The organism is uncultured Modestobacter sp. (genome assembly GCF_947486615.1).
GTDB lineage: Bacteria > Actinomycetota > Actinomycetes > Mycobacteriales > Geodermatophilaceae > Modestobacter.
Genome location: NZ_CANKUD010000007.1, coordinates 88,325 through 113,792, shown reverse-complemented (window position 1 = coordinate 113,792; position 25,468 = coordinate 88,325). Strand labels below are relative to the sequence as shown.

Annotated in this window: 25 protein-coding genes, 1 tRNA gene and 1 riboswitch; of the genes, 10 read left to right on the top strand and 16 right to left on the bottom strand. The window is 75.5% G+C overall.

What is annotated here, in order from left to right:
- Positions 1–7 precede the first annotated feature (7 nt).
- Positions 8–133: riboswitch (SAM riboswitch) on the bottom strand.
- A 59-nt stretch (positions 134–192) separates the two neighbouring features.
- Positions 193–1,017, top strand: a complete 825-nt coding sequence (locus Q1A09_RS14275; RefSeq protein ID WP_299956014.1) for an HAD family hydrolase — start codon at positions 193–195, stop codon at positions 1,015–1,017.
- Positions 1,018–1,030: 13 nt separating this feature from the next.
- Here Q1A09_RS14275 and Q1A09_RS14270 read toward each other — a convergent pair whose 3' ends face one another.
- The 5 genes from Q1A09_RS14270 to rarD all read right to left on the bottom strand — a co-directional run bounded on the left by Q1A09_RS14270 (position 1,031) and on the right by rarD (position 7,882).
- On the bottom strand, positions 1,031–1,936 hold the full coding sequence (locus Q1A09_RS14270; RefSeq protein ID WP_299956012.1) for an ABC transporter permease: 906 nt from the start codon (positions 1,934–1,936) through the stop codon (positions 1,031–1,033).
- Positions 1,933–4,809: an alpha/beta fold hydrolase gene (locus tag Q1A09_RS14265; RefSeq protein WP_299956010.1), complete on the bottom strand. Its 2,877-nt coding sequence runs from the start codon at positions 4,807–4,809 to the stop codon at positions 1,933–1,935. Before Q1A09_RS14265 ends, Q1A09_RS14270 begins: the two co-directional genes overlap by 4 nt.
- 53 nt (positions 4,810–4,862) lie before the next feature.
- Complete coding sequence (locus Q1A09_RS14260; protein WP_299956008.1) at positions 4,863–6,368, bottom strand: LytR C-terminal domain-containing protein; 1,506 nt, start codon at positions 6,366–6,368, stop codon at positions 4,863–4,865.
- Positions 6,369–6,424: 56 nt separating this feature from the next.
- Positions 6,425–6,685, bottom strand: coding sequence for a DUF3263 domain-containing protein (locus tag Q1A09_RS14255; protein WP_299956007.1), 261 nt, complete (start codon positions 6,683–6,685; stop codon positions 6,425–6,427).
- A 282-nt stretch (positions 6,686–6,967) separates the two neighbouring features.
- On the bottom strand, positions 6,968–7,882 hold the full coding sequence (gene rarD / locus Q1A09_RS14250) for an EamA family transporter RarD (RefSeq protein ID WP_299956005.1): 915 nt from the start codon (positions 7,880–7,882) through the stop codon (positions 6,968–6,970).
- Between the two features lie 96 nt (positions 7,883–7,978).
- Here rarD and Q1A09_RS14245 point away from each other — a divergent pair, with 96 nt between their 5' ends.
- Entirely contained in the window at positions 7,979–8,377 is a 399-nt protein-coding gene (locus Q1A09_RS14245) for a DUF5313 family protein (protein ID WP_299956003.1), read from the top strand.
- 61 nt (positions 8,378–8,438) lie between these two features.
- On the opposite strand, the gene Q1A09_RS14240 is transcribed toward Q1A09_RS14245, so the two are convergent.
- From Q1A09_RS14240 to Q1A09_RS14230, 3 genes are all read right to left on the bottom strand, one after another.
- Complete coding sequence (locus Q1A09_RS14240) at positions 8,439–8,648, bottom strand: dodecin (RefSeq protein WP_222192451.1); 210 nt, start codon at positions 8,646–8,648, stop codon at positions 8,439–8,441.
- A gap of 76 nt (positions 8,649–8,724) precedes the next feature.
- Positions 8,725–8,799, bottom strand: a tRNA-Thr gene (locus Q1A09_RS14235).
- A 68-nt stretch (positions 8,800–8,867) separates the two neighbouring features.
- The gene (locus Q1A09_RS14230) at positions 8,868–9,161 is read right to left on the bottom strand and encodes an SCO4225 family membrane protein (protein ID WP_299956000.1); all 294 of its coding nucleotides are present in this window, start codon (positions 9,159–9,161) and stop codon (positions 8,868–8,870) included.
- A gap of 127 nt (positions 9,162–9,288) precedes the next feature.
- Between Q1A09_RS14230 and Q1A09_RS14225 the strand changes: the two genes are divergently transcribed.
- The gene (locus Q1A09_RS14225; protein ID WP_299955998.1) at positions 9,289–10,143 is read left to right on the top strand and encodes an NAD(P)-dependent oxidoreductase; all 855 of its coding nucleotides are present in this window, start codon (positions 9,289–9,291) and stop codon (positions 10,141–10,143) included.
- 14 nt (positions 10,144–10,157) lie between these two features.
- Here the strand turns inward: Q1A09_RS14225 and Q1A09_RS14220 are convergent, their stop codons facing one another.
- Positions 10,158–10,808 (bottom strand): hypothetical protein, encoded by a 651-nt coding sequence (locus Q1A09_RS14220; protein WP_299955996.1) that lies wholly within the window; start codon positions 10,806–10,808, stop codon positions 10,158–10,160.
- A gap of 150 nt (positions 10,809–10,958) precedes the next feature.
- On the opposite strand from Q1A09_RS14220, the gene Q1A09_RS14215 reads away from it, so the two are divergent.
- The 3 genes from Q1A09_RS14215 to Q1A09_RS14205 all read left to right on the top strand — a co-directional run bounded on the left by Q1A09_RS14215 (position 10,959) and on the right by Q1A09_RS14205 (position 14,719).
- Complete coding sequence (locus tag Q1A09_RS14215) at positions 10,959–11,723, top strand: ABC transporter permease (protein WP_299955994.1); 765 nt, start codon at positions 10,959–10,961, stop codon at positions 11,721–11,723.
- A 138-nt stretch (positions 11,724–11,861) separates the two neighbouring features.
- Positions 11,862–13,325: a S1C family serine protease gene (locus Q1A09_RS14210; protein WP_299955992.1), complete on the top strand. Its 1,464-nt coding sequence runs from the start codon at positions 11,862–11,864 to the stop codon at positions 13,323–13,325.
- A gap of 113 nt (positions 13,326–13,438) precedes the next feature.
- The gene (locus Q1A09_RS14205) at positions 13,439–14,719 is read left to right on the top strand and encodes a DUF445 domain-containing protein (RefSeq protein WP_299955990.1); all 1,281 of its coding nucleotides are present in this window, start codon (positions 13,439–13,441) and stop codon (positions 14,717–14,719) included.
- 24 nt (positions 14,720–14,743) lie between these two features.
- Here Q1A09_RS14205 and rlmB read toward each other — a convergent pair whose 3' ends face one another.
- Genes rlmB through Q1A09_RS14180 form a run of 5 tightly spaced genes read right to left on the bottom strand, consistent with a single transcriptional unit; the run spans position 14,744 to position 18,807 of the window.
- Positions 14,744–15,712: a 23S rRNA (guanosine(2251)-2'-O)-methyltransferase RlmB gene (rlmB, locus tag Q1A09_RS14200; RefSeq protein WP_299955988.1), complete on the bottom strand. Its 969-nt coding sequence runs from the start codon at positions 15,710–15,712 to the stop codon at positions 14,744–14,746.
- Positions 15,712–17,118, bottom strand: a complete 1,407-nt coding sequence (cysS, locus tag Q1A09_RS14195) for a cysteine--tRNA ligase (RefSeq protein WP_299955986.1) — start codon at positions 17,116–17,118, stop codon at positions 15,712–15,714. Before cysS ends, rlmB begins: the two co-directional genes overlap by 1 nt.
- Positions 17,115–17,624: a 2-C-methyl-D-erythritol 2,4-cyclodiphosphate synthase gene (ispF, locus tag Q1A09_RS14190; RefSeq protein WP_299955984.1), complete on the bottom strand. Its 510-nt coding sequence runs from the start codon at positions 17,622–17,624 to the stop codon at positions 17,115–17,117. The genes cysS and ispF overlap by 4 nt, the downstream gene beginning before the upstream one ends.
- Entirely contained in the window at positions 17,621–18,286 is a 666-nt protein-coding gene (ispD, locus tag Q1A09_RS14185) for a 2-C-methyl-D-erythritol 4-phosphate cytidylyltransferase (protein WP_299955982.1), read from the bottom strand. Before ispD ends, ispF begins: the two co-directional genes overlap by 4 nt.
- A 38-nt stretch (positions 18,287–18,324) precedes the next feature.
- Positions 18,325–18,807 (bottom strand): CarD family transcriptional regulator, encoded by a 483-nt coding sequence (locus tag Q1A09_RS14180; protein ID WP_299955980.1) that lies wholly within the window; start codon positions 18,805–18,807, stop codon positions 18,325–18,327.
- 184 nt (positions 18,808–18,991) lie between these two features.
- Between Q1A09_RS14180 and Q1A09_RS14175 the strand changes: the two genes are divergently transcribed.
- A complete protein-coding gene (locus Q1A09_RS14175) occupies positions 18,992–19,798 on the top strand; it encodes a UbiA family prenyltransferase (protein WP_299955978.1) in 807 nt (268 codons plus the stop codon).
- Here Q1A09_RS14175 and Q1A09_RS14170 read toward each other — a convergent pair.
- Entirely contained in the window at positions 19,795–21,312 is a 1,518-nt protein-coding gene (locus Q1A09_RS14170) for a cryptochrome/photolyase family protein (protein WP_299955976.1), read from the bottom strand. The genes Q1A09_RS14175 and Q1A09_RS14170 overlap by 4 nt on opposite strands.
- A 163-nt stretch (positions 21,313–21,475) precedes the next feature.
- On the opposite strand from Q1A09_RS14170, the gene Q1A09_RS14165 reads away from it, so the two are divergent.
- From Q1A09_RS14165 to disA, 3 genes are all read left to right on the top strand, one after another.
- On the top strand, positions 21,476–22,063 hold the full coding sequence (locus Q1A09_RS14165; protein ID WP_299955974.1) for a copper chaperone PCu(A)C: 588 nt from the start codon (positions 21,476–21,478) through the stop codon (positions 22,061–22,063).
- A 55-nt stretch (positions 22,064–22,118) separates the two neighbouring features.
- Positions 22,119–23,486 carry a DNA repair protein RadA gene (gene radA, locus Q1A09_RS14160; protein WP_299955973.1) on the top strand — a complete coding sequence of 456 codons (1,368 nt, stop codon included), beginning with the start codon at positions 22,119–22,121 and terminating at the stop codon, positions 23,484–23,486.
- Between the two features lie 113 nt (positions 23,487–23,599).
- Complete coding sequence (disA, locus tag Q1A09_RS14155; RefSeq protein WP_299955971.1) at positions 23,600–24,682, top strand: DNA integrity scanning diadenylate cyclase DisA; 1,083 nt, start codon at positions 23,600–23,602, stop codon at positions 24,680–24,682.
- Between the two features lie 31 nt (positions 24,683–24,713).
- Here disA and Q1A09_RS14150 read toward each other — a convergent pair whose 3' ends face one another.
- Positions 24,714–25,415 (bottom strand): MucR family transcriptional regulator, encoded by a 702-nt coding sequence (locus Q1A09_RS14150; RefSeq protein WP_299955969.1) that lies wholly within the window; start codon positions 25,413–25,415, stop codon positions 24,714–24,716.
- Positions 25,416–25,468: the final 53 nt, after the last annotated feature.

Here is a 25,468-nt window from a genome sequence, read left to right as displayed (position 1 = left end):
GACTACCTCCTCATCTTCCCCGCGCCGGGCCGTCGAGCCGCGCGAGACGGAATTGGCACCTTCCGTCGCGGGAGTGCGACGGCGGTTGCCGGGGCTTCATCGGGCCGTGTCCCTCTGCCCCTCTGGATGAGTGGAACGTCACCGACTCTACCCGGAGCCGCCCTGCCCGCCCGGCACCGACAGGATGGGCCCGTGGCCACCCGCATCGTCTACACCGACCTCGACGGCACGATGGTGGGCCCGCGGGGCTCGTTCTGGCACACCGCCGACCGCGTGCCGACCGCCTCTCCCGCCGCCGCGCTCCTGGAGCTGCACCGGGCCGGCGTCCCGTTGGTGCTGGTCAGCGGCCGCACCCACGCCCAGCTGCTGGAGGCCGGCCGCATCTTCGCCGCCGACGGCGCGATCGCCGAGCTCGGCTCGCTGGTCAGCTGGGCCGGCGGCCGGGAGACCCATCTGCTCACCGGCGACCTGCCCGAGCAGTACGCCGGCCGGACGCCGATGGACGTGCTGGCCGAGCTCGGCGTGGTGGAGCAGCTGATCGCCGCGCACCCGGGGCGGATCGAGTGGCACGAGCCCTGGCACGCCACCCACTCCGCCGACGCGCTGCTGCGCGGCCGGGTCGATGCCGCCGCGGTCGACGACTGGCTGGCCGAGCGCGGCTGGGGCTGGCTGACGATGAACGACAACGGCGCGGTGCCGGCCACCCCGCGGATGACGCTGGACGCCGACGCGCTGCCGCCGCACGTCTACCACCTGATGCCGCGCGGGATCTCCAAGGGCGAGGCGATCCGCTGGGACCTCGCCCGCCGAGGGCTGGACGCTGCGGACGCGGTGGCGGTCGGCGACAGCGTCAGCGACCTGGAGATGGCACCGGCGGTCGGCCGGCTGTGGGTCACCGCCAACGGCGCGGCGGTGACCGGGATGGCCGACCGGATCGCCGCCGTCCCGAACGCCACCGTCACCGACGCGCCGATGGGCGAGGGCTGGGCCCAGGCGGTGCTGACCAGCCTCGGCTGATCCGCTCCGACCGCTAGCTCGTGACGTCCTTGCGGGCGAAGTGCCGGACGGCGAGGGCGGTGAAGACGGCGGAGTAGACCAGCCCCTGGACGACGCCGCGGAACAGGTCACCGGAGTCGACCGGGGTCTGCAGCAGGTCGGTCCAGGCGTAGTTGAACGCCGTGGGGAACCAGTCGCGGATGCCGTCCAGCTGCTCGACCTGCTCCAGCACCGCGAACACCACGGTGGTGAACACCGCGCCGCCGACCGCGGCCAGCGGCGCGTCGGTGACGGTGGACAGCCAGAACGCCAGCGTGCCCACCACCAGCAGGTGGACGGCGAGGTAGCCGACCATCCCGGCCAGCCGCACCAGCGCCGTCCCCTGGTCCAGCGCCAGGCCGACCGGGGTCTGCACGTCCCCGAAGCCGAAGGCGATCCCACCGGCGACCACCGAGACGACGACCAGCAGCACCATCGACCCGACCGACAGGATCAGCGCGGCCAGCCACTTCTGCCTGAGCAGCCGGGCGCGTGGCACCGGGGTGGCCAGCGCGTAGCGCAGCGACCCCCAGGACGCCTCGCTGGCCACGGTGTCGCCGAAGAACAGCGCGAAGACGACCACGAGGAAGAAGCCGGTGGTGGCGAACAGGGTGAACAGGGTGAGGTTCAGCCCGCTCGACGAGGCGACGTCGACCAGGTTGACCCGGGTGTTCTCCGACGCCTCCTCGGTGCCGCCCAGCTGCAGCGCGCCGATCAGCAGCAGCGGCAGCGCCGCCATCAGCACCAGCACGCCGATGGTCCGGCGGCGCTTGAACTGCCGGCGCAGCTCGACCCCCAGCCGCAGCGTCCGCTCCGGCCGGTACCCTGCCGCCGCCCCCGTCCCGGCTCCGGCTCCGGCCTTGTTGGCCACCATGGCCGGATCGTCGGTCGCGTGGCTCATGACTCCCCCACCAGTGACAGGAACGCATCCTCCAGCCGGCGGCGCGGGGTGAGCTGGTCGACGCCGATCTCGGCCTCGACCAGGGCGGCCAGCGCAGCCGCCCGGCCGGTCTGACCGAGGTCGACGACCAGGCCCTCCGCCGTCCGCTCGACCTCGCCGACGCCGGGCAGGCCGGCGAGCACGGCGACCGCCCGGTCGGTGTCGGCCGGGTCGGCCAGCCCGATGAGCACCGCTCCCCCGGTCCCGACGATCTCCTCCACCGTGCCCTGCACGATCTTCTGCCCCTTGGCCATGACGACCACGTGGCTGCAGGTCTGCTCGATCTCGCTGAGCAGGTGGCTGGAGACGATCACCGTGCGGCCGGTGGCGGCGTAGGAGCGCAGCACGTCGCGCATGGCGTGGATCTGCGGCGGGTCCAGCCCGTTGGTGGGTTCGTCGAGCACCAGCAGGTCGGGCAGGCCGAGCATCGCCTGGGCGATCGCCACCCGCTGCCGCATGCCCTGGCTGTAGCTGCGCACCGGCTTGTCCAGCGCCGCACCCAGGCCGGCGACCTCGATCGCCTCGTCCATGTGCGCGTCGGCCAGCGGCCGGCCGGTGGCGGCCCAGTAGAGGGTCAGGTTGTCCCGGCCGGACAGGTGCGGCTGCAGCCCGGTGCCCTCCACGAACGAGCCCAGCCGGGACAGCACCGGGGCACCGGGGCCCGCGGCGTGACCGAACACCTCGATCCGCCCCTCGGTCGGCCGGATCAGGCCCATCAGCATCCGCAGGGACGTCGTCTTGCCCGCGCCGTTGGGCCCCAGCAGGCCGAGCACCTGGCCGCGGCGCACCTCGAAGGAGAGGTCCCGGACGGCGACGAAGCCGTCGGAGTAGGCCTTGGTGACGCCCTCGAACCGCAGCGGCACGTCCTCGCCGTCGGGCGCGGACTCCGACACCCGCCTGCGGCGGCGCCGGCCGAGGAGCACCGTGGCCAGCCAGCCCAGCAGGGCCAGGCCGGCCAGCACGCCGAGCAGCACCCACCACCGGCCCGACCCGGCGGTCGCCTGCACCTCACCGGCGACCTGCGGGACGGCGAGGGTGGCCCCCTCCGCGAGCCCCACGGTCGACACCGCGGAGTCCGCCGGCAGGGCGTAGGCCTGGTCGGTGGAGGAGACCAGCACGCGCATGGTGTGGCCGACCTCGAAGCGGTGCACGATCGCCGGCAGCGTCACCGGCACCTCGGTCGGCTCGGCGGACAGCCCGGTGAGCGCGAGCGGGGCGACGAGGCCGCTGGGCAGCGTCATCGTGCCGTCGGGGGCGACGTCGTAGAGCTTGGCGAACATCGTCGCCGTCCCGGCCGGGACGGCGACGGTGAGCGTGACGGTGGACGCGCCGACCACGTCGACGGCCTCGGTCAGCTCGGGGCTGTCGAAGGCGGCGAACTGGCCGGGGATCTCCAGCGTGCTGCCGCCCAGCGCCGCCGACACCGCGCCCAGGCCGGGCACGGTCGACAGCGCGGCGGGGCTGCCGCCGGCCGGGGTCACCACCGGCTGGGTGTCGCCGCCGAGCTCGACCTCGCGCCGCTCGACCGGGGCCGCGCCGTCCAGCCCCGGGTACTCGGCCGCGGAGACGGTCTGCGAGCCGCCCTGCGCGCTCAGCCCCCCGGCCAGCCCGGTGGGCGCCGGGTACCGGAAGCCCCCGTCGGCACCGGACCCGTCGCGCAGGTGCCGGTCGAACCAGTCGGCGACCTCGTCGCGCAGCTCGGTGGTGACCCGGTCGGAGGCGGAGCTGTCGTGACCGCCGGAGTACCAGACCACGCGGACGTCCGTGCCGTTGGCGGCGATCCCCCGCGCGTTGGCGTCGGCCTCGCCCAGCCCGAACAGCGAGTCCTGGGTGCCCTGCACCAGCAGGGTCGGCGCGGTGATCCGGTCCAGCACGCCGGCCGGGCTGCTCCGGTCCAGGACGGCGGCGACCTCCGGGGTGAGCGTGCCGGTCGAGGCGGCCGACTCGTAGGCCGCGCAGATGTCGGCCCGGAACCGGCCGCAGGTGAGCGCCTGCACCGCGGCCGGGTCGACGCCGTCCGCCGGGGCCGCACCGTCCGCCGGCGCCGCACCGTCCGCCGGGGCCGTGCTGCCCGCGGTGCCGTTGCCGGTCCGGCCACCGAGCAGCCCGCCGTCGCCGGGCACCGAGCCGGTGCCGAAGAACAGGCCCGCCCAGGTGCGCTTGAACACCCCGGCGTCCTCGGTACGCGGGACGGCGGCCGGGGTGCCGGCGTCGGCGACGACGCCGGTCTGGTCGGGGAAGAAGGCGGTGGTGAGGGAGTTCCAGGTGATCTGCGGGGCGATCGCGTCCACCCGCTGGTCGTAGGCGGCGGCCAGCAGCGACAGTGCACCGCCGTAGGAGGCGCCGGCGATTCCGGCCCGTGGGTCACCGGGGCCGTCGAGCAGCACGTCGTCCCGCTCGGCCAGGACGTCGAGCAGCGTGCTGACGTCGGCGACCTCGTACCGCGGGTCGTCCAGCCCGATCTGGCCGGTGCTCGCCCCGAACCCGCGGGCCGACCAGGCGAGCACCACGTAGCCGCGGTCGGCCAGGTCCCGCGCGTCGGTGGCGACCGACTCCTTGCTCCCGCCGAACCCGTGCGCGAGGAGCACCGCGGGCGCCGGCTCGTCGGCCGTCGCCGAGGCGGGCAGGTACAGCGTGGTGTCCAGTTCGACCGCGTCCGCGCCCGCGCCGGAGGGGACGGTCGCCTCCGTGGTGGTGACCTCCTCGGCCGCCCGAGCGGGCAGGGCGGTGCCCACCAGGAGCGGGAGGGTCAGCAGAAGGGCGAGCAGGGCGGCGGGGAGCAGCCGGGCGCCGGAGCGCGAGCCGTTCCGCGCCGGCCCGGAGGCGGTGCGCACGGAGGCGGCAACGGACGGCGCGGCGGAGTGGTTCCGCTCCCGGGCGGTCCGGGTCAGGGCTGCCAGTTCCCGGTGGCCACGACGACCAGGCCGGGGTCGGCGACGCCGGGCACCTCGAAGTAGCGGGCGACCGGGCCGGAGACGTCGGGGAACTGCTCGACCAGCTGGGTGGCCGCCTGCTGCTGCACCGTGTTGCCCTCGCTGAAGTACACGGTGGTGGTGGCGACGTCGTCGACCGGCGAGGCCGCGGTGTCGAGCACCTCCCAGCCGCCGGCGGCGAACTGGTCACCGACGTCGGCGGCCAGGCCGTTGATCGTGGTGCTGTTCAGCACGGTGATCGGCGCGAAGACCGGGCCGACCGGAGCCGGGGTGATCTCCGGTGCCGGCGCGACGCTCTCCTGGACCGGGGACACCGAGGGCGAGGGGGCGATGCTCGGTACCGGGGTCTGCGCCGAGGTCTCGGTGGTGCTCGGCGAGGCGAAGGACCACCAGCCCAGCACCGCGAGCGCGACCACCGCGACGGCGACCAGCCCCTGCGCCAGGCGGCGGGGGCCGCGACGCACGTCCTCGGCGGGGGCGTCGTCCCGGTCGGACCGGGGAGCCGCCTCGGCGGCGGGGCGCCGGGTGCCGGACTTCTTGCGGGCCGCCTCGGCCGCCTGCCGCTCCAGCCGGAGGGCGGCGCGACCGCCCACGGGGACGTCGACGGCGCGGCGGGCCGGGGCCGCCGGGCCCCCGTCGTCCTCGGCGCGAGCGGCGGCCGGCAGCTCCGGCACGGCGGGGGACGGCGTCGCCGGACGCCGGCCCGCGACCGGCGGCACGGCGGCGGGCTGAGCGCTGCGCCCGGCGGCCGGCGGGGCGGGTGCGGCAGGCGGGGTGGCCGTGGACGGGGCGTCCACGGGTGCGGCGTTCACGGGTGCGGCGTTCGTCGGCGGGGCCGTGGTGGCGGCCGTGCCCCACGCCGACTCGGCCGGGGCGGACCCGGAGACCCGCTGGGTCACGTCCAGGGGCAGGGGGGCCGGCTCGGCCGTCCGGCCCGGCGCTCCGGCGGCCCGTGCCACGGGGGGCATCGCCGAACCGGCCGGCGGCGGGGCCGAGGGAGCGGGCGGCGTGGGACGCGGGCTGGCGGTCGTCGCCGGCGCCGACGCGGCGGCGGCCGGACGAGGCGTGCCCGGGCGGGGTGCGGCCGAGGTCATCGGGCCGGAGACCGGCGGTGCCGTCCGTGGGGCGGGCGTCCGCTCCCCGGTCGCCCGACGGTCGGGGACGGGTGCGGCGGCGGGCAGGTCGGAGCGCCGGCGGCCGGCGGCCGGCGCGGGCGTGTCCGGGCGAGCCGGCGGGCGGCGCACCATGGGGTCCTCGCCGGCCGGGAGCAGTCCCTCGCGACGACGGTCGGCCCGGCTCTGCCGCGGCATCGTCATCGCGGCATCGCTGTCCGGCCCGGTGTCCGCCGTCCGCTGCAGGGCGCCGGTGGGCCGGGACTCCAGTGGCGCTTCGACCGCTGGCCGGCCGGGGACGGCGTCCGGGCGGGCGTCGGCGCGGCGACGACCCGTCGGTGCGGACACCTCGGGCGCGCTTCCGTCACTGCCTGGTGCCGCATGCCTCCCCACGGTGAGAGAGGCTAGTCGCGAGCGGGGTCCGTGCCCAGGACCCGACCGGAGCGCTGCCGCTGCCGCGCACCGCGCAACCGGCGCAGCCTCCGCACCAGCAGCGGGTCGGCCGCGAGCGCCTCCGGTCGGTCGATCAGGGCGTTGAGCACCTGGTAATACCGGGTGGGCGTCATCCCGAAACGCTCCCGGATGGCGGCCTCCCTGGCCCCGGCGAACCGCCACCACTGCCGTTCGAAGGCCAGCATCTCCCGCTCACGTGCGGGCAGGTTCACAGCCGTGTCGTCCCCGCCAGTCACAGCCGCCCCACCAGCCCCGCCCGGGGCGGCCTCGGTCGCCGTCCCCGCACCGGCCGGCGATGGGGTGGGCGCCCCGCCGTCCGGCTCCGGGCCGGCGGTCGGGACGGGGTCGCTGCTCACGGGACGGGCCTCCGGTCGATGGGCGTCGGGCGGCGTGCGGGACGCGGCCCGGTGGTGTCCGGACCCCCTCGACGGTAGCCGCGTCCGGCAGTGCGCGGAGCACCCGACGCCCCGGCGGCCGACGGCGTCCGGGAGAGGTCAGATGCCGGCGGGCAGCGGGTCGGCCGCGGCCCGGCGGTTCGTCCGGGCCTGGCGCAGGCTGTCGACGGTGAAGACCGCCAGGGCCAGCCAGACGATGGCGAAACCGGCGAGCCGCGCCGGGGGCATCGGCTCGTCGTAGACGAAGACGCCGATGGACAGCTGCATCAGCGGGGTCACGTACTGCAGCAGGCCCACCGTCGACAGCGGCACCCGCCGGGTGGCCGCGGCGAAGAGCAGCAGCGGCACCGCGGTGGCCAGCCCCGAGCTCACCAGGAGCAGGGCGTGGCCGGCCCCGTCGTGCCCGAAGGCGGCCTGCCCGTCGGCCTGCAGGAAGCCGATGACCACCAGCGCCGGGACGAACACCACCGCGGTCTCGACGAAGAGCCCCGGGGCCGCCTCGACCCGGACCAGCTTCTTCATCAGCCCGTACAGGCCGAAGCTCAGCGCCAGCGCGAGGGCGATCCACGGCGGGCTGCCGTGGTCGACGGTCAGCACGACCACCGCCACCACGGCGGTGCCGACGGCGACCCACTGCAGCCGGCGCAGCCGCTCCCGGAAGACCACCACCCCGAGCACCACGCTGACCAGCGGGTTGATGAAGTAGCCCAGCGACGCCTCGACCACGTGCCCGGAGTTCACCGCGTAGACGTAGACCAGCCAGTTCGCCGCGATGAGGACGGCGGCGGCGGCGAGCACGAGCAGCGCACGCCGGTCCCCCACGACCCGGCGCACCTGGCCCCAGCCGCGACGCACGCTCAGCAGCAGGCCGACGAACAGCAGCGACCAGACGATCCGGTGGGCGACGATCTCCAGCCCGCCGGCCGGCTCGAGCAGCGGGAAGTAGAGGGGGAACACGCCCCACAGGGAGTAGGCGCCGAGGCCGGCGAGCACCCCGACCCGACGTTCGTCCACCGGCGCACCGTACGCCTGCGATCCGCGGCTCCCGGCCCAGCTGCCGCGCGTCCGGCCCGGCACGCCCACCAGCCGGCAGCGGCCTACCGTTGGGTCGTGCACGCTGGACGCCCGAACCCGGCCCAGTGGCTCTGGTACGCCTACGGCGGTGGGCTCCCCCGCTCGCTGTCGGACTGGGTCCTGGACGACACGACCCGGCACAGCTGGGTGCAGCGGCACCTGGTCCGCGCGCTCGTCCAGCTCGCCCCGGTGATCGTGCTGTGCCTGCTGGTCCCGCCGGTGCCGCTGGAGTTCCGGGTGACCGCGGCCGGCGGCGGCATCGTCATCGGGCTGATGTTCTCCCTCGCCTACATGACCGAGACGACCGAGCACCGCGCGGTCAAGGCCGGCTGGCCACCCGGGACGACGGCGGCCCGCCGCGCGGAACGCGCCGAGCGCGAGCGGATCGAGAAGCGCGCCCGGTACCGGTCGGGCGGCGCCGGCAGCTACGACTGAAGAAGGACCCCCGTGCCCCCACCACTCGCGAATTTCGTGGCGGGCCCCTGCACGAGGGCCGTCAGTCCTCGACGCGGAAGCCGATCTTCATGGTGACCTGGAAGTACGCCACGTCGCCGTCCACGACCTGGCCGCGGATCTCCGAGGTCTGGAACCACTCGATGTTGCGCACCGTCTGCGAGGCCTTGCGCACCGCCGTGCGGATGGCGTCGTCGACGCTCGTGGTCGAGCTGCCGACGATCTCGCTCAGCCGGTAGACGTGGTCGCTCACGGGGGCTCCTCAGCGCCGGCTGCCCTGGTCGGCAGCGCTCCCGCCGAGCCTGGCACGCGTGGGCACCGGCCGCAGGTGGAGCCCCATGTCCGGATTGAACGGACGACCTTCCGCTTACAAGGCGGGTGCTCTACCACTGAGCTAATGGGGCGACCCGGCGAGGTTACCGGGCCGGCCGGCCGGCTCGGTGGCGGCGCCCGCACCGCCCGGTGGTGCTGCTCAGCCCCGGGCCGGGCGGCGGGCGCGCCGGACCCGCAGCCGCTCCAGCAGGTACCAGGTGCCCAGTGCCTGGAGCAGGCCCACGACCGTGAAGGTCAGCAGCGAGCCGAGCTCGCCCGGGATCAGCAGCAGGGCCAGCAGCGACCCGGGGATGGTCAGCGCGATCAGCCAGATGCCGGCGAAGCTGGCGTCGTCGGCCCCGGCGGCGGCCACCTGCACCCACACCGTGGTCGCCAGCACCGCCACCGCGTAGCCGCCGGCCACCCACGCCGGCCAGTTCCGCCGTCCGTCCATCTCCGCGACCTCCTGCCGGGCCCACCGTGCCGGGCCCACCGTGCCGCCCGGGAATGCGGCGTCGCCCGTGATCATCCCCGGTGGCCGCGGCGCTGCCGCGCCGACGTCGCCGGGTGAGGATCTGGGCATGACGAACCCGGTTGTGGCGGTCCTGGGCACGGGCACGATGGGTGCGGGGATGGTGCGGTCCCTGCGCCGGTCCGGGATCCCGGTGCAGATGTGGAACCGGGACCCGGCCAGGGCACAGGCGCTGACCGACACGGGGGCCACGGCGTGCGGATCCCCCGCCGAGGCGGTCGCCGGCGCCGACGTCGTCCTCACCATGCTGTTCGACGCCGACGCGGTGGTCGACGTGCTGCGGCAGGCGGCCCCACCGGTCGGGACGACGTGGCTGCAGTGCAGCACGGTCGGGGTCGAGGGCGCCGACCGCACCGTGGCGCTGGCCGACGAGCTGGGCCTGGTGCTCGTCGACTGCCCGGTGCTGGGCACCAGGGAGCCCGCCGAGCAGGGTGCGCTGGTGCTGCTCGCCTCCGGACCGGAGCACACCCGCCAGGAGTTGGCCCCGGTGCTCGACGCCCTGGGGTCGAGGACGCTGTGGCTGGGCCACGCCGGCGCGGGCAGCCGGCTGAAGATGGCCTGCAACGCCTGGCTGTTCATGGTCACCGCCGGGGCGGCGCAGTCGATCGCACTGGCCCGCGGGCTCGGCGTCGACCCGCAGGACTTCCTGTCCGCCATCGCCGGCGGCCCGCTGGACACCCCCTATGCCCACGCCAAGGGCGCCCAGATGCTTGCCGGGGAGCACCCGCTCAGCTTCGGCCTGACCGGGGCGGCGAAGGACGCCCGGCTCATCCAGGCGGCGCTGCGCACCGCCGGGGTGTCCGACCGGCTGGACGCCGCCGTGCTGGCCACCATGGACGCCGCCGCGGCCTCCGTCGAGGACCCCGCCGCGGTCGACGTCAGCGCGATCGTTGCCGGGCTCTGAGGCCCGGCCGGGGCTCAGGCCGCGTCGGAGCCGGCCGCCGGGTCGCCGGAGACGTACTCCGCCGGGTCGCTGTCCACGGTGGCGCCGTCGGCCAGCCAGCGCGCGAACCCGACCGGGTCCCGGCGCTCCAGCTCGTCGAGGGCCTCCTGCCGCCGGCGCACCAGCTCCTGGCGGGCGGCCGGGTCCCACGTGCCCGGGAGGGCGGCCGAGCTGCGCACCCACTCCTGGCCGAGCGCGGACACCGACAGACCCCGCGCCCAGCTGCCGTCCACCGCGTGCAGCGGCAGCACCGGCGCCACTGCGGCACCCCGCGACCGCCTGAGCGACCGCAGCGCCCAGCGGGCCAGCAGACCACCCAGGACGCCGACGACGAGCAGCAGGGTCACCGCACCGCCGGCGACCACCACCGACCCGCTGAGCGCCAGGAGCACCGCCACGGTGACCGCGGCGGTGCGCCAGGCGGCGTCCAGCGCCACCTGACGGGACGGCGGGCCGTCGCCCTCCCGGGCGATCCCGGCGCCGAGGCAGCCGGCGACCATCGCGGCCAGCACGACCGCGACGAGCCCGGAGGGGCCGAGCGAGACACCGCCGACCGCGGCGAGCGCACCACCGGTGAGCACCAGCAGCGCGAGCCCGGTCCGGGCGAGGATCAGACGAACGGGCACCGGGGGCCTCCGGGCGGTGGGGCGGGAGCGGGCGCGACGCGCGCCGGCCGCCCGTCCCTTCCCCGGCCGGTGCTTGATCACCCACCGTCCGCGCGGGCGGTCGTCCCCCGCGCTCCGGCGGGACGACGGAGCCGGGCACGATGACCCGCCGTGGGCAGCTCCGTCGTCGACCTGGGACCGGGGCTGGTCGTCGCCCTCCTCGCGCTGACGGCCCTGGCCGTCGGGGTGGGCGCCTGGTCGGGACTGGGTCAGGACCGGCCGGTCCTGCTCGCCGCGGTCCGGGCGACGGTCCAGCTCGCCGCGGTGTCCGCCGTCCTGGTGGTGGTGCTGCGGTCCCTGGCGCTGTCGGCGGCGTTCGTGCTGCTGATGCTGACCGTCGCGGCGGTCACCGCGGCCGGCCGGGTCACCGGGCTCCCGCTGCGCGCTCCGGGCGCGTGGCGCCGGGCCGCCGCGACGGGGCTGGCGATCGTGGCCGGGAGCGCGCCGGTGGTCACCCTGGTGCTGCTCAGCGGCGCCGTCCCCCGGCAGGGGGCCGCCGTGGTGCCGATCGCCGGGATCGTCATCGGCGGGGCGATGACCGCCACCTCGCTGGCCGGACGGCGGCTCCGGGACGAGCTGACCCAGCGGCGCGGCGAGGTCGACGCCGCGCTGGCCCTGGGGTTCCTGCCCCGGGACGCCGTACTGGAGGTGGCCCGCCCCGTGGCGGCCACCGCCCTGGTCCCGGCGCTCGACCAGACCCGCACCGTGGGACTGGTGACCCTGCCCGGCGCCTTCGTCGGGGTGCTGCTGGGCGGGGGCAGCGCGCTCCAGGCGGGCGCCGCCCAGCTGCTCGTGCTGGTCGGGCTGCTCGCCGCCGAGGCGATCGCCGTGTGGGTGGTGACCGAGCAGGTGGCGCGCGGCACCCTGCACGACTGACCCCGCCGGGCGCACGACCGACCCCGCCGGGTGACACGTCCAGGGAACTCACAGCGGACCACCAGCCACGGACCAGTCCCAGGACGCACAGTGGTCTCATCACGGCGGGGAGGTCCTGCCGTGGGGAGGGACCAGATCGTGAGCGAGCAGAACCGCCCGGCCGACGAGACCGGACACGGCACCGACCGGAACGGCGACGTCAGCTGGGCCGCGCAGCAGCCCACCGGTCCGGCGACCCCGCAGCAGTTCCCCGCGCCGGGCGCCCCGACCGACGGCCGGTCCGCGTTCGGTCCGCCGGCGGACCGCCAGCAGACCCAGCAGTTCCCGGCGGCCGGCCAGCCGTTCCAGCCGGCCTCCGGCGGCCACCAGTTCCCGGCCGCCGCCCCCGTGCACCAGCCGTGGCCCCCGGCCGGCTGGGGCAGCCACGCCGGTTCCGCCCCCACCGGCGCCGTGCCGCCGGCCTTCCAGGCCCCCGCCGCACCCGCCGCGCCCCCGGCCCGGGCCGGTCGCTGGCGGCTGGGCGTGGCCGGCCTGGTCGCCGGTGCGCTCATCGGTGGCGGGGCCGGCGCCGGGGTCGTCGCGCTGACCGACTCCGACACCGTCGCCACCGCCAGCGGGGCGACCACCCAGCCGGTGGTCATCAAGGACGCCGAGACCGCCACCAGCACCACCGCGGCCGCAGCGGCCGCAGCGCCCAGCGTCGTCACCCTGTACGTGAGCGCCGCTGCCGGGTCCGGTTCCGGGTCGGGCGTCGTCCTCAGCGAGGACGGCTACGTGCTCACGAACAACCACGTGGTCAGCCTGGACAGCAGCACCGGTGACGTGACGGTGCAGGTGCGCACCTCCGACGGGACGCTGTACGACGCCACCGTGGTGGGCACCGACCCGTCCTCGGACCTGGCCGTGGTCAAGCTCGCCGACGCCGGCGGGCTGAGCCCGGCCACCTTCGCCGACTCCGACGAGGTCCAGGTGGGTGATCTCGCCGTGGCGATCGGCGCCCCGCTGGGGCTGTCGAACACCGTCACCGACGGGATCATCAGCGCGACCGACCGGGCCGTGCAGACCGGCTCCACCCAGGACGACAGCACGGTGATCGACGCGCTGCAGACCGACGCGGCGATCAACCCGGGCAACTCCGGTGGCGCGCTGGTCAACGCCGACGGCGAGGTGGTCGGGATCAACACCGCGATCACCTCGGTCGCCAGCACCGGCCTGCCCGGCCAGGAGTCGCAGAGCGGCAACATCGGCGTGGGCTTCGCCATCCCGTCCAACACCGCCCAGCGGATCGCCGAGCAGATCATCGACACGGGCTCGGCGTCCCACGCCCTGCTGGGGGTCAGCGCCACCACCGCCGCCGAGTCCGGCTCCGCGGTGGGCAGCGGCGCCGAGCTGGTCTCGGTCCAGGAGGGTTCGGCCGCCGGGGACGCCGGCCTGCAGGCCGGCGACGTGATCACCGCGGTCGGCGACCGGCCGATCACCACCTCCACGGAGCTCACCGCCGCCGTGCGCAGCGCCCAGCCCGGCGACACGGTCACCCTGACCGTCCGCCGCGGCCAGGACACCGCCGAGGTCGACGTCACCCTCGACGAGACCACCGACTGAGGGAGGCCCCCTCCGCGGGGGCCACCTCCACGGACCGACGACCCCGGCGCCGACCCCCGCGGCCCCGGGGTCGTCGCACGTGCGGCCCCGGCCCGACGCCTAGGCTCGGTCGGGTGCCCGGACCCGAGCTGACCGCACCGCTGGCCGAGTCCCTCGACGACCCCCAGCGGGCCCGCGACCTGGCGAAGATGAAACGGCTGGCCACCGGCCTGTTCGTGCTGGCCGCCGTGGTGTTCCTCGGCTGCGTGCTGCTGGGTGAGGAGACCGGCGCCTGGGTCGGCTACGTGCGGGCCACCGCCGAGGCCTCGATGGTCGGGGCGCTGGCCGACTGGTTCGCCGTCACCGCACTCTTCCGCCACCCGATGCGGCTGCCCATCCCGCACACCGCGATCATCCCGCGGAAGAAGGACCAGATCGGCGCCAGCCTGGGCACCTTCGTCCAGGAGAACTTCCTGACCCGCGCGGTGGTCGACGAGCGGCTCGCCGCCGTCGACGTCCCCGGCCGGCTGGGCGCGTTCCTCGAGTCCCCGGGCCGCGCCGAGCGGCTGGCCGGCGACGCCGGCGCCGCGCTGGGCGCGCTGACCGACCTGCTCAAGGACGACGAGCTGCAGCCCGCGGTGGCAGCGCTGGTGGACCGGAAGCTGCGGGACACTCCCGCCGCCCCGGCCGTGGCCCGCGGGATCGAGCTCGTGGTGGAGGGCGACCGGCACCAGGAGGTGCTGTCCGCCGGCCTGACCGGCCTGGCCAACTTCCTCTCCGACAACCGGCTGGTGTTCCGTGCCCGGCTGGGCGACGCGTCACCGGCGTGGGTGCCCGACTGGGTCGACGACCGGGTGTTCGACCGGGTGTTCGACCTGCTGCAGGGCTTCCTCGCCGAGGTGGGCGCGGACTCCCGGCACGAGCTGCGGCGCAGCTACGACAAGCGGCTGCGGGCCTACGTGCACGCGCTGCGCACCGACCCGGCGACGGCGGCCCGGGTCGAGCGGTTCAAGGAGGAGCTGCTCGACCACCCGGCGGTGCGCACCTGGTCGGGCTCGCTGTGGAGCACCGCGAAGACCGCCGTGGTCACCGCCGCCGCGGACCCCGACTCCGAGCTGCGCACCCGCGTCGTCCGCCTGATCCGGCACGCCGCACGGCTGCTGCAGACCGACCCGACGATCCGGGAGCTGGTGCAGCGGCAGTCCCAGCGGGCCGCCGGCTACGCCGTCGAGCGCTTCGCCGGCGACGTCGCCGACCTGGTCGGCACCACGGTGGCCCGCTGGGACACCGAGGAGACCAGCCGGCGGATCGAGCTGCAGGTCGGCCGGGACCTGCAGTGGATCCGGGTCAACGGCACCGTCGTCGGCGGCCTCGCCGGCCTGGTCATCTACACCGTGGCGCAGCTGCTGTCCTGACCAGGCCGCGGAGCCGGGGAGTGCTCAGCTCACCCGGCGGGCGGAGGCCGCCGCGAACAGGGCGATGCTGGCAGCGACGCTCACGTTGAGCGACTCGGTGTCCTTGGTGATCGGGATGGACAGCACCACGTCGCAGCGCTCCCGCACCAGCCGGGACAGCCCCGCGCCCTCGGCCCCGACGACCAGCGCGACCGGGTCGGCGAAGCCGTCGTACTCGTGGATGCCCATCTCGCCGTCGGCGGCCAGGCCCACGGTCTGCAGGCCGGCGTCCTGGTAGGAGGCGAGCGCACGGGAGAGGTTGACCGCCCGGGCCACCCGCAGCCGGGCCGCGGCGCCGGCGCTGGTGCGCCAGGCCGAGCCGGTCATGCCGACCGCGCGACGCTCGGGGACGACCAGACCGTGCGCGTCGAAGGCCGCGGCCGAGCGGATGACCGCACCCAGGTTGCGGGGGTCGGTGACGCCGTCCAGCGCCACGATCAGCGGCGGGCGGCCGGAGTCGCGGGCGATGTCGAGCAGGTCGTCGGGGTGCGCGTAGTCGTAGGGCGGCACCATCAGGCCGATGCCCTGGTGCAGCGCGTGGTCGCTCATCCGGTCGAACTCGGCCTTGCCCACCTCGAGCAGCGGCAGCCCACGGTCGGCGGCCAGCTGCACGGACTCGGCGATCCGCTCGTCGGTCCCGCCACGGCTGGTGTCGCCGGTGACCACGTACAGCGCGGTGGCCGGGATGTTGGCGCGCAGCGCCTCCAGCACCGGGTTGCGGCCGAGCAGCAGCTCCGGGGCCTCGGCGTTGCGCCGCTGCACCCGCTGCCGGTTGTCCTGGCGGGCCGCCGCCGCCTTCGCCGCCTTGTACGCCGGGTGGTGCGGGCGGTCGGTGGCCTTCGGGGTGGCGCCCCGACCGGCCAGCGAGCGGCGGTTCTTGCCACCGGTGCCGGCGGTGGCGCCCTTCTTGCTCGCGCCGCTCGTGCGGCCTCGTCGCTGGCTGTTGCCGGCCATCAGGTCAGCTCCCATCGTGTGCCCTGGGGGGTGTCCTCGACCTGCACGCCCAGGGCGCCGAGCTGGTCACGGATGGCATCGGCGGCGGCGTAGTCCTTGCGGGCGCGCGCCGCGGCACGCTGCTCCAACGCGAGCTGGACCAGGCCGTCGGTGGCCTCGGCCAGGCGGCGGTCGCCACCGGCGTCGGCCCACTGCGGGTCGAGCGGGTCGAGGCCCAGGACGCCGAGCATCCCCCGGACCTCGCGGAGCGCGCCGGCCACGCCGTCCTCGTCGCCTGCGGCCAGGGCGGTGTTGCCCCGGGTCACGGCGTCGTGCACGACCGCGATCGCGGCGGGGGTGCTCAGGTCGTCGTCCATCGCGGCGACGAACTCCTGCGGCAGGGCACCGGCGTCCGGCCGCTCCACCTCGGCGACCCGCTCCTGCGCCCGCGTCACGAACGACTCGATCCGCCGGTAGGCGACCCCGGCCTCTGCCAGCGCCGCCTCGGTGAACTCGATCGTGGAGCGGTAGTGCGGGGCGACGAGGTAGTAGCGCAGCTCGACCGGGCGCACCCGGCGGACGACCTCGTCGACCAGGGCGGTGTTGCCCAGCGACTTGCTCATCTTCTCGCCGCCCATTGTCACCCAGCCGTTGTGCAGCCAGTAGCGGGCGAACCCGTCACCGGCCGCCTGCGACTGCGCCCGCTCGTTCTCGTGGTGCGGGAAGCGCAGGTCCAGCCCACCGCCGTGCACGTCGAACTCCGCACCCAGGTACTTCTCGGCCATCGCCGAGCACTCCAGGTGCCAGCCCGGCCGGCCGCGCCCCCACGGGGTGGCCCAGGAGGCGGTCAGCGGCTCGCCGTCCTTGCCGCCCTTCCACAGCGCGAAGTCCCGGGGGTCGCGCTTGCGCTCGTCGGTCTCGGTGTCGGCGGCCGGCTGCAGGTCGCCGAGCTTCTGCCCGGTCAGCTCCCCGTACCCGGGGAACGAACGGACGTCGAAGTACACGTCGCCGTCGACGGCGTAGGCGTGCCCGCCGGCGATCAGCCGCTCGATCAGCGCCACCATCTCCGGCACGTGGCCGGTCGCCCGCGGCTCGTAGGTGGGCGGCAACGTGCCGAGGACGTCGTAGGCGCGGGTGGCGGCCCGCTCGTTCTCGTACGCCCAGGCCCACCACGGCACCCCGGCGGCGTCGGCCTTGGCCAGGATCTTGTCGTCGACGTCGGTGACGTTGCGGACGTAGGTGACCTCGTTGCCCCGGTGCAGCAGCCAGCGGCGCAGCACGTCGAAGGCGAGGGCGAAGCGCACGTGCCCGATGTGCGGCGGGCCCTGCACGGTCAGGCCACACACGTACATGGAGACCCGTCCTGCACGCAGGGGCGTGAAGTCACGCACGGCACGCGCGGCCGTGTCGTACAGGCGGAGGCTCACCGGATGGATTCTACGGGCGACCAGGCAGTGCTCCGGACCACGAGCGCCGTGGCCACCGCGGCCCGGCCCTCGCCGCGGCCGGTGAGGCCCAGCCCGTCGGTCGTCGTCGCGGTGACGCTGACCGGTGCGCCGAGCACCGCGGTCAGCACCCCCTCGGCCTCGGCCCGCCGCGGCCCCAGCTTCGGGCTGTTCCCGATCAGCTGAACGGCGACGTTCCCGATCGTCCAGCCGGCGGCCGCCAGCGTCTCCCGGACGTGCCCGAGCACCGCGGCCCCGCGAGCCCCGGCCCAGCGCGGGTCGTCGGTGCCGAGCAGCCCGCCGATGTCGCCCAGGCCGGCGGCGGACAGCAGGGCGTCGGTGAGCGCGTGGGCCACGACGTCGCCGTCGGAGTGCCCCGCGCAGCCGTCGACACCGGGCCACTCCAGGCCGGCCAGCCAGCAGGGGCGGCCGGCCTCGATCGGGTGGACGTCGCTGCCGATGCCCACCCGCGGCAGCGGAGAGGTCACCGGGTCACCTGCAGCTCGGCCAGCGCCAGGTCGTGCGCGACGGTGATCTTCGCGGCCCGCTCGTCGCCGGCGACGGTCTGCACCGGGACGCCGGCCGCGCGGACCACCGAGGCGTCGTCGGTGAACTCTGCGGCGGCGCCGTGGACCCGCGCATAGGCCTCGACGAGGGTCGCCCGGTCGAAGCCCTGCGGCGTCTGCACCCGGCGCAGCGACGCCCGCGGGACGTCGGACCCGACCACCCCGTCGGCGTCGACGACGACCGTGGTGTCGACGACCGGCAGGACCGGGACGACCGCCCGGGCGCCGGCGGCCAGGGCGGCGAGCACCCGGGCGACGACGTCCGGCGGGGTCAGCGGGCGGGCCGCGTCGTGCACCAGGACGGCGTCGGCCTGCTCGCGGGCAGCGGCCAGCGCCGCGCGGACCGAGGCGGTCCGGGTGTCGCCGCCGACCACGACGTGCACGTCGTCCGGGAGGACGACGGTGAAGGCCGCCCGCTGGGGCGCCGGGACGGCGACGACGACCTCGTCAACCCCGCCGGCGCGCAACGCGTCGACCGCCCAGCAGACCAGCGGCCGGCCGTCGAGGGCGACCAGCGCCTTGGGCAGTTCCGCCCCCAGACGCAGACCACTCCCGGCCGCTGCGACGATGCCGACAGCGTGCACGGGAGTGGTCTGGGTGGTTCTGCGGTCGAACTGCTGGCTCAGGAGGCCAGGACCTCGTCGAGGAGGATCTCGGCCTTGTCCTCGTTGGTGCCCTCGGCGAGCGCGAGCTCGCTGACCAGGATCTGCCGGGCCTTGGAGAGCATGCGCTTCTCGCCGGCGGACAGGCCGCGGTCCTTGTCGCGGCGCCAGAGGTCACGCACGACCTCGGCGACCTTGTTCACGTCGCCGGAGGCCAGCTTCTCGAGGTTGGCCTTGTAGCGGCGCGACCAGTTGGTCGGCTCCTCGGTGTGGGGGGCACGCAGCACCTCGAAGACCTTGTTCAGGCCCTCCTGGCCGACGACGTCGCGCACGCCGACGATCTCGGCGTTGTCCGCCGGGACGCGCACGGTGAGGTCGCCCTGGGCGACCTTGAGCACGAGGTAGGCCTTCTCTTCGCCCTTGATGGTCCGCTTCTCGATCGCCTCGATGAGCGCAGCGCCGTGGTGCGGGTAGACGACGGTCTCGCCGACAGTGAAGCCCATGTGTGTGTGACCCCTTTCGCTCACCCCAGGTTACCACGGGAGAATGCCGTCCGGCTCAGCAGACCGCGACAAAAGTGCTGGTCAGCGGCCTGACCGAGGTCAGCGAGGGGTTGACAGGGGGGTGGTCGGTGTGCAGTCGACAGGCACGGGGGGCCCGTCCCGCCCACTCGCGAGGGCGGCGGCGATGGCCCGCGCGACCCACCTCGAGCCCACGCTGGCCGTGACGGCGGTCGCCGTCCTGCTCGCGGTCGCGGCCGGTGTCCCCGCGGGCCGGACGGCGCTGGTCGGGGTGGCCGTCCTGGCTGGTCAGGCCTCGATCGGCTGGTGCAACGACTGGCTGGACGCCGACCGCGACCGGGCCGTCGGCCGCACCGACAAACCCGTGGTCAACGGTCTGGTCAGCCCGGTCCTGCTGCGCAACGCCACCGTGGTCGCCGTCGTCGTCGCCGTCCTGACGTCGCTGGCCCTGGGCGTCGTCCCGGGGCTGTTGCTGCTCGTGCTGGTCGCCAGCGGACTGGGCTACGACGCCGGCCTGAAGCGCACCGCACTGTCCCCCCTCCCCTACCTGACCGGGTTCGGCGCACTGCCCGCCGGCGTGGTCGCCGCCGCTCCCGGGGCGCCGCTCGCCCCCTGGTGGCTGGTCGCCGCCGGCGCCGCCCTCGGCGGTGCCGCCCACGTCGCCAACGTCGCCCCGGACGTCGACGACGACCTGGCCACCGGCGTGCGCGGACTGCCGCACCGGGTCGGTGCCGTGCCCTCCGCGGTCGCCGGCGCGCTGCTGCTCGGCGCCGCCACCCTGCTCCTGGTCCTCGGCCCGGCCGGTGCCCCCTCCCCCGCGGGCTGGATCGCCTGCATCGTCGCCGCCCCGGCCGTCGTGGTCGCGGCGATGGCCGGCGACCCGCGAGCCCGGCGACTGGCCTTCCCCGCGGTGATGCTGCTGACCGTGCTGGACGTCGTCCTGCTGCTGGCCGGGGGCGCCGCGCTGACCTAGGGGGCCTGCGTGCCGCGCAGCTGCTCCTGCTCCACGACCAGCTCGAGGTCCGTGAGCCGGCCGAGGCCGGCCAACGGCTGGCGCATCCGCTGGTTGCCCGCCAGCCGCTCCCGGTTGCGTTCGAGGAAGGACCAGTAGCCCGCCGTGAACGGGCAGGCGTCCGCACCGACGCGCTTCTTCGGGTCGTACCGGCAGCCGCCGCAGTAGTCGCTCATCCGGTCGATGTAGGCGCCGCCGGCGGCGTAGGGCTTGGTCGCCAGCACCCCGCCGTCGGCGTGCTGGCTCATGCCCACGACGTTGGCGACCATCACCCAGTCGTAGCCGTCGACGAACATGCGGTGGAACCAGTCGGTCATCGCCAGCGGCTCGATCCCGCGCTGGAGGGCGTAGTTGCCCAGCACCATCAACCGCGGGATGTGGTGCACCCAGCCGCGCTCCCGGACGTCGGAGAGCACCGAGGACAGGCAGTTCGCGTCGACCGCCTCGGCCGCCAGCTCGCCCATCCAGCCGGGCACCTCCTCGTGCGCCTGCAGCGCGTTGCCGTGCCGGTACTCCCGGCCCAGGTGCCAGTAGAGGTGCCAGATCCAGTCCCGCCAGCCCATCACCTGGCGGATGAGGCCCTCGACCGAGTTCAGCGGCAGCGGGTCGCCCTCGGCGACCGAGTCGCGGTGGGCCTGCTCGGTGCGGGCCACGACGTCGGCGGGGTCGACCAGCCCGAGGTTCATCGAGGCCGACAGCATCGAGTGGGCCAGCCACGGGTCACCGGCGAGCATGGCGTCCTCGTGCGGCCCGAAGGCCCGCAGCCGGTGCGCCAGGAAGTCCTCCAGGCGCTGCACCGTCTCGGCGTGGGTGACCGGGAAGAGCCGGGGACCGTCCTCACCGACGAAGGCGACGTCCCCGGCGGCCTCCCAGGCGTCCAGGTCGGCCCGCACCTGCTCGTCGATCTCGTCCTCGACCGGCCACTCCGGCGGCGGGGCGGGCACCCGGCCGTCGGCCGGCGGTGGCTCGCGGTTGTCGTGGTCGAGGTTCCAGGTGCCACCGACCGGCTCGGCGCCGTCCACCAGGACGTCGTGGGCCCGGCGGGCGGCGCGGTAGAAGTCGTCCATCAGCAGCCGCTGCCGGGACCGGCCCTCGGCCCAGCGACGGAAGTCCGCCTGCCGGGTCACGAAGCCGCGGGCCTCCAGCACCGTGACCCCCGGGCGCCGCAGGACGAAGTCCCGGGCCGGCCAGGTCGTGGGCGCGCACACCGACAGCGGCTCGCCGACCCGGTCGAGGGCCTCGGCGTAGCTGTCGGTCTGCAGGAAGACCGCCTGGTCGCCGAGCTCGGCGGCCCGGTGCCGCAGCGCCGACAGCAGCAGGTGCGCCTTCTGCCGGTGGAACCGCCGCCGGCGGAACACGCCGCGCGACTCGACCAGCAGGACCGGCTGTCCCGGCGCGTCGAGGAAGTGCGGACCGAGCTGGTCGGCGAAGCACCAGCGCCGGGTGTCGGGCGCGTGAGCTGGGAAGTCACCCACTGCCGGGTCCCCCGCCGCGGGCCCCGGACCACCTCCCGGAGCAGACCGCCGTGCCGCCATCGACCTCACCTCCCAGCGGACATCCTCAGCCGACGGTTACGCTCTGCGCGACTCGTCCACCGGCGTCCTCGGTGGTCGATCACGTCTTCTGGAGGTCGACGCTGTGAACCGCGCACTGCGCGCTGCCGCGATGGGTGCCCTGCTGCTGTCCCCGGTCGTGCTCACCGCCTGCAGCGCAGGCCAGGTGGCGCAGACCAACACCCAGGAGCAGAACGTCGGCAACAGCGCCGACGTCGGCGCGCTGAGCCTGCGCAACCTGCAGCTGCCCTACCCGACCGGCGGGCAGTACGCCAGCGGCAGCGACGCCCGGCTGGTGGGGGCGGTCGCCAGCACCGCCGCCAGCGACGACACGCTCGTCTCGATCACCGGCGAGGAGTTCGAGGACGTCGAGGTCGTCGACCCCTCCGCGGAGGCCGCGGCCGCCGACGGTGCCGCGAGCGACGACCTCGGCCTCACCGTCCCCGCTGACGGCGTGCTGCACCTCAGCGACGGCTCGGGCCCCGCGGTCACCCTGGTCGGCCTGGCCGAGGAGATCGGCGTCGGCCAGTACGTCGACGTCACGTTCACCTTCGAGGAGGCCGGCGAGGTCACCGTCGCCGTGCCCGTCGGCATCGCCTCCCGCGACCTGCCCCGCGGCGAGGGCTTCGACTTCCACCACGGCGAGGGCGAGGAGGCCGGCGGGTCCGAGTGACCTGCTCGTCCTCCGTTCCGCCCGGACTGTCGTACCCCGCCGCCACCATGGCGGCGTGCCAGCATCCGGTGTGAAGTCCGCCCGTCCTGCCCACCGGTGCTCCGAGTGCGGCTACACCTCGCCCAAGTGGGTGGGGCGCTGCCCGGAGTGCCAGGCCTGGGGCAGCATCCAGGAGGTCGGGGCGGTCGCCTCCTCGCTCCGTGCCGTCTCCGCCGGGCCGGTGAGCGCCAAGGCCCGGCCGATCGCCCAGGTAGAGCTCGCCGGGGCCCGCGCCGTGCCCACCGGGATCGCCGAGTTCGACCGGGTGCTGGGCGGCGGCCTGGTGCCCGGGGCCGTCCTCCTGGTCGCCGGCGAGCCGGGGGTCGGCAAGTCCACCCTGCTGCTCGAGGTCGCCCACCGGGTCGCCGCGGCCAACGGCCCGACCCTCGTCGTCTCCGGTGAGGAGTCGGCGGCCCAGGTCCGGCTGCGCGCCGAGCGGATCGGTGCCCTGCACGACGACCTCTACCTCGCCACGGAGACCGAGCTGTCCGCCGTTCTCGCCCACGTGGACGACGTGAACCCCTCCCTGCTGGTGCTCGACAGCGTCCAGACCGTCCGCTCCCCCGCGGTCGACGGCACCGACGGCGGGGCCACCCAGGTCCGCGCCGTGGCCAGCGCGCTCACCGCGGTCGCCAAGGGGCGCGGGATGACCACCATCCTGGTCGGCCACGTCACCAAGGACGGCGCGATCGCCGGCCCGCGGGCGCTGGAGCACCTGGTGGACGTGGTCATCTCCTTCGACGGCGAGCGGCACTCGACGCTGCGGATGATCCGGGCCACCAAGAACCGGTTCGGCCCGGCCGACGAGATCGGCTGCTTCGAGATCGGGGACGGCGGCGTCGTCGGGGTGCCCGATCCCTCGCACCTGTTCGTGTCCCGCCGGTCGGCACCGGTGCCCGGCAGCTGCGTGACGGTGACCATGGAGGGCAGCCGGCCGCTGCTGGCCGAGGTGCAGGCGCTGGTCGCCACGGCGGGTGGCGGCGGCTCGCCCCGGCGGGCGGTCAGCGGGCTGGACTCGCAGCGGGTCGCCATGATCAACGCCGTGGTGGAGCGGCGGGGTGGGGTCCGCCTCGCCGACGCGGACGTCTTCACCGCCTCGGTCGGCGGCGTGCGGATCGTCGAGCCCGCCGCCGACCTGGCGCTCGCCCTGGCGATCGCGTCGGCGTCCAAGGACCGACCACTGCCGCACGGGCTGATCGCGCTGGGCGAGGTCGGGTTGTCCGGGGAGATCCGCCGGGTCGGCGGCACCGGCCGCCGGCTGGGCGAGGCCGCCCGGCAGGGCTACACCGCCGCACTGGTGCCCGAGGACTCCGGACCGGCGCCGAAGGGCATGCGGCTGATCGAGGTGCCCGACATCGGTGCCGCGTTCGCCCGGCTCTGGTGACGCTGTGCGACCGGCACCGGCTCCCGTCCGCCCTCCGGATGACCCGAGGTGGTCAGCGCCGCACCCCCGCCCCGTAGAATCGGAGGCCGGACCACCGACCGTCAGGAGCGCTCGTGCCCCCCGCTGTGGACTCTGAGGCCGCACTGCGGGAACTGCTCGGTCGGATCGCCCCCGGCACCGCCCTCCGGGACGGACTGGAGCGGATCCTCGCCGGCCGCACCGGAGCGCTGATCGTGCTCGGTTACGACCGGGTGGTCGAGTCGCTGTGCACCGGTGGGTTCGCCCTGGACGTGGCGCTGTCGGCCACCCGGCTCCGCGAGCTGGCCAAGATGGACGGCGCGGTGATCGTCTCCTACGACGGCACCCGGATCGTCCGGGCCGGCGTGCACCTGATGCCCGACCCGACGATCCCCACCGAGGAGTCCGGCACCCGGCACCGCACCGCCGAGCGGGTGGCGCTGCAGACCGGGTTCCCGGTCATCTCGGTCAGCCAGTCGATGCACATCATCTCGGTGTACGTCGCCGGCCGGCGCTACACCCTCGAGCACCCGACCACGATCCTCGCCCGGGCCAACCAGGCCCTGGCGGCGCTGGAGCGCTACAAGCTCCGCCTCGATGAGGTCGCCAGCACGCTCTCCGCGCTGGAGATCGAGGACCTGGTCACCGTGCGCGACGCGATGAGCGTCAGCCAGCGGCTGGAGATGGTGCGCCGCATCGCCGACGAGATCGAGGGCTTCGTCGTCGAGCTGGGCACCGACGGCCGCCTGCTGGCCCTGCAGCTGGACGAGATGCTCGCCGGGGTCGAGGAGGACCGCGGCCTGCTGGTCCGCGACTACCTGCCCAGCGGCCGGCGGGAACGCTCCGGCGAGGAGGTGCTCGCCGACCTGCGGGCGCTGTCGGCCACCGAGCTGCTCGACCTCTCCGCCGTCGCCCGCTGTTACGGCCTGCCGACCTCGCCCGACGCCCTGGACTCCCCGGTCAGCCCGCGCGGCTACCGGCTGCTCGCCCGGGTGCCCCGGCTGCCGGCCAGCATCATCGACCGGCTGGTGGGGCACTTCGGTGGGCTGCAGAAGCTGCTGGCCGCCACCATCGAGGACCTGCTGGCCGTCGAGGGCGTGGGCGAGGCCCGGGCCCGAGGCATCCGCGAGGGCCTGTCCCGGCTCGCCGAGACCTCGATCCTCGACCGCTACTCCTGATCTCCCCCTCCCGAGGGGCCTATGCGGCGCCTCAGGTGAGGGTGAAGGCGGCGTCCGAGCTGGTGTCGGTGTCGAGCCGTCCGCGCAGCACGTAGTCGCCGGGCGGCGGGGCCACCCGCTCACCGGCACAGCCCGGGCTGCTGGTCAGCCCGCCCCACAGCACCGGGAAGGCCGCGGACTCCCCCGGCTGCAGCGTGCGCTGGTCGGTCGTTGCCTCCGGGAAGCAGTCGTTGCTGCCCCACACCCGGTTCGCCGCCGCGTCCAGCAGCACGATCTCCTGCAGCGCCTTGTCCAGGTCGCGGACGCAGGACACCGACGAGGTGTTCGTGACGACCAGGTCGAACGTCGGCTTGCTGCCGACCGGTGCGCTGGCCGGGTCCGGGCGTACCTCGACCGCGATCATCTCGTCGCCGCACGGTCCGCCGGCCACCTGCGCCGGCGGGGCCGCCACCTCGGCGGGAGGGTCTGCGGCAGGCGGCTCCGGCGCGGTCGTCGGCGGGATCGTGGGCACCTGGACAGCGGCCAGCGCGGGCACGACCTGCTCCAGGCCGGGGACCGGGGCAGCCGCTGCCCCGGACTCCACCACGACGTCCGCCGGGCTCTCGTCACCGGCGGTCGCGGCGGCCACGGCCACCCATCCCCCACCGCCGAGGACGCCCAGCGCACAGCCGAGAGCCAGCAGACGCCGCCGCCAGTAGACGGAGGCAGGCAGCGGGCCGACCGGGTGCAGCACGACGCGACGCTAACCGGCCGCCGACCGCACGCCGCCACGCCACGCCACGTCCG

Bases quoted from the DNA above. Each gene is read 5' to 3' on its own strand.
- Q1A09_RS14270 (WP_299956012.1), bottom strand. From the start codon at position 1,936: ATGAGCCACGCGACCGACGATCCGGCCATGGTGGCCAACAAGGCCGGA.
- Q1A09_RS14230 (WP_299956000.1), bottom strand. From the start codon at position 9,161: ATGGACGGACGGCGGAACTGGCCGGCGTGGGTGGCCGGCGGCTACGCG.
- Q1A09_RS14225 (WP_299955998.1), top strand. From the start codon at position 9,289: ATGACGAACCCGGTTGTGGCGGTCCTGGGCACGGGCACGATGGGTGCG.
- rlmB (WP_299955988.1), bottom strand. From the start codon at position 15,712: ATGGCCGGCAACAGCCAGCGACGAGGCCGCACGAGCGGCGCGAGCAAG.
- Q1A09_RS14180 (WP_299955980.1), bottom strand. From the start codon at position 18,807: ATGGGCTTCACTGTCGGCGAGACCGTCGTCTACCCGCACCACGGCGCT.
- Q1A09_RS14175 (WP_299955978.1), top strand. From the start codon at position 18,992: ATGGCCCGCGCGACCCACCTCGAGCCCACGCTGGCCGTGACGGCGGTC.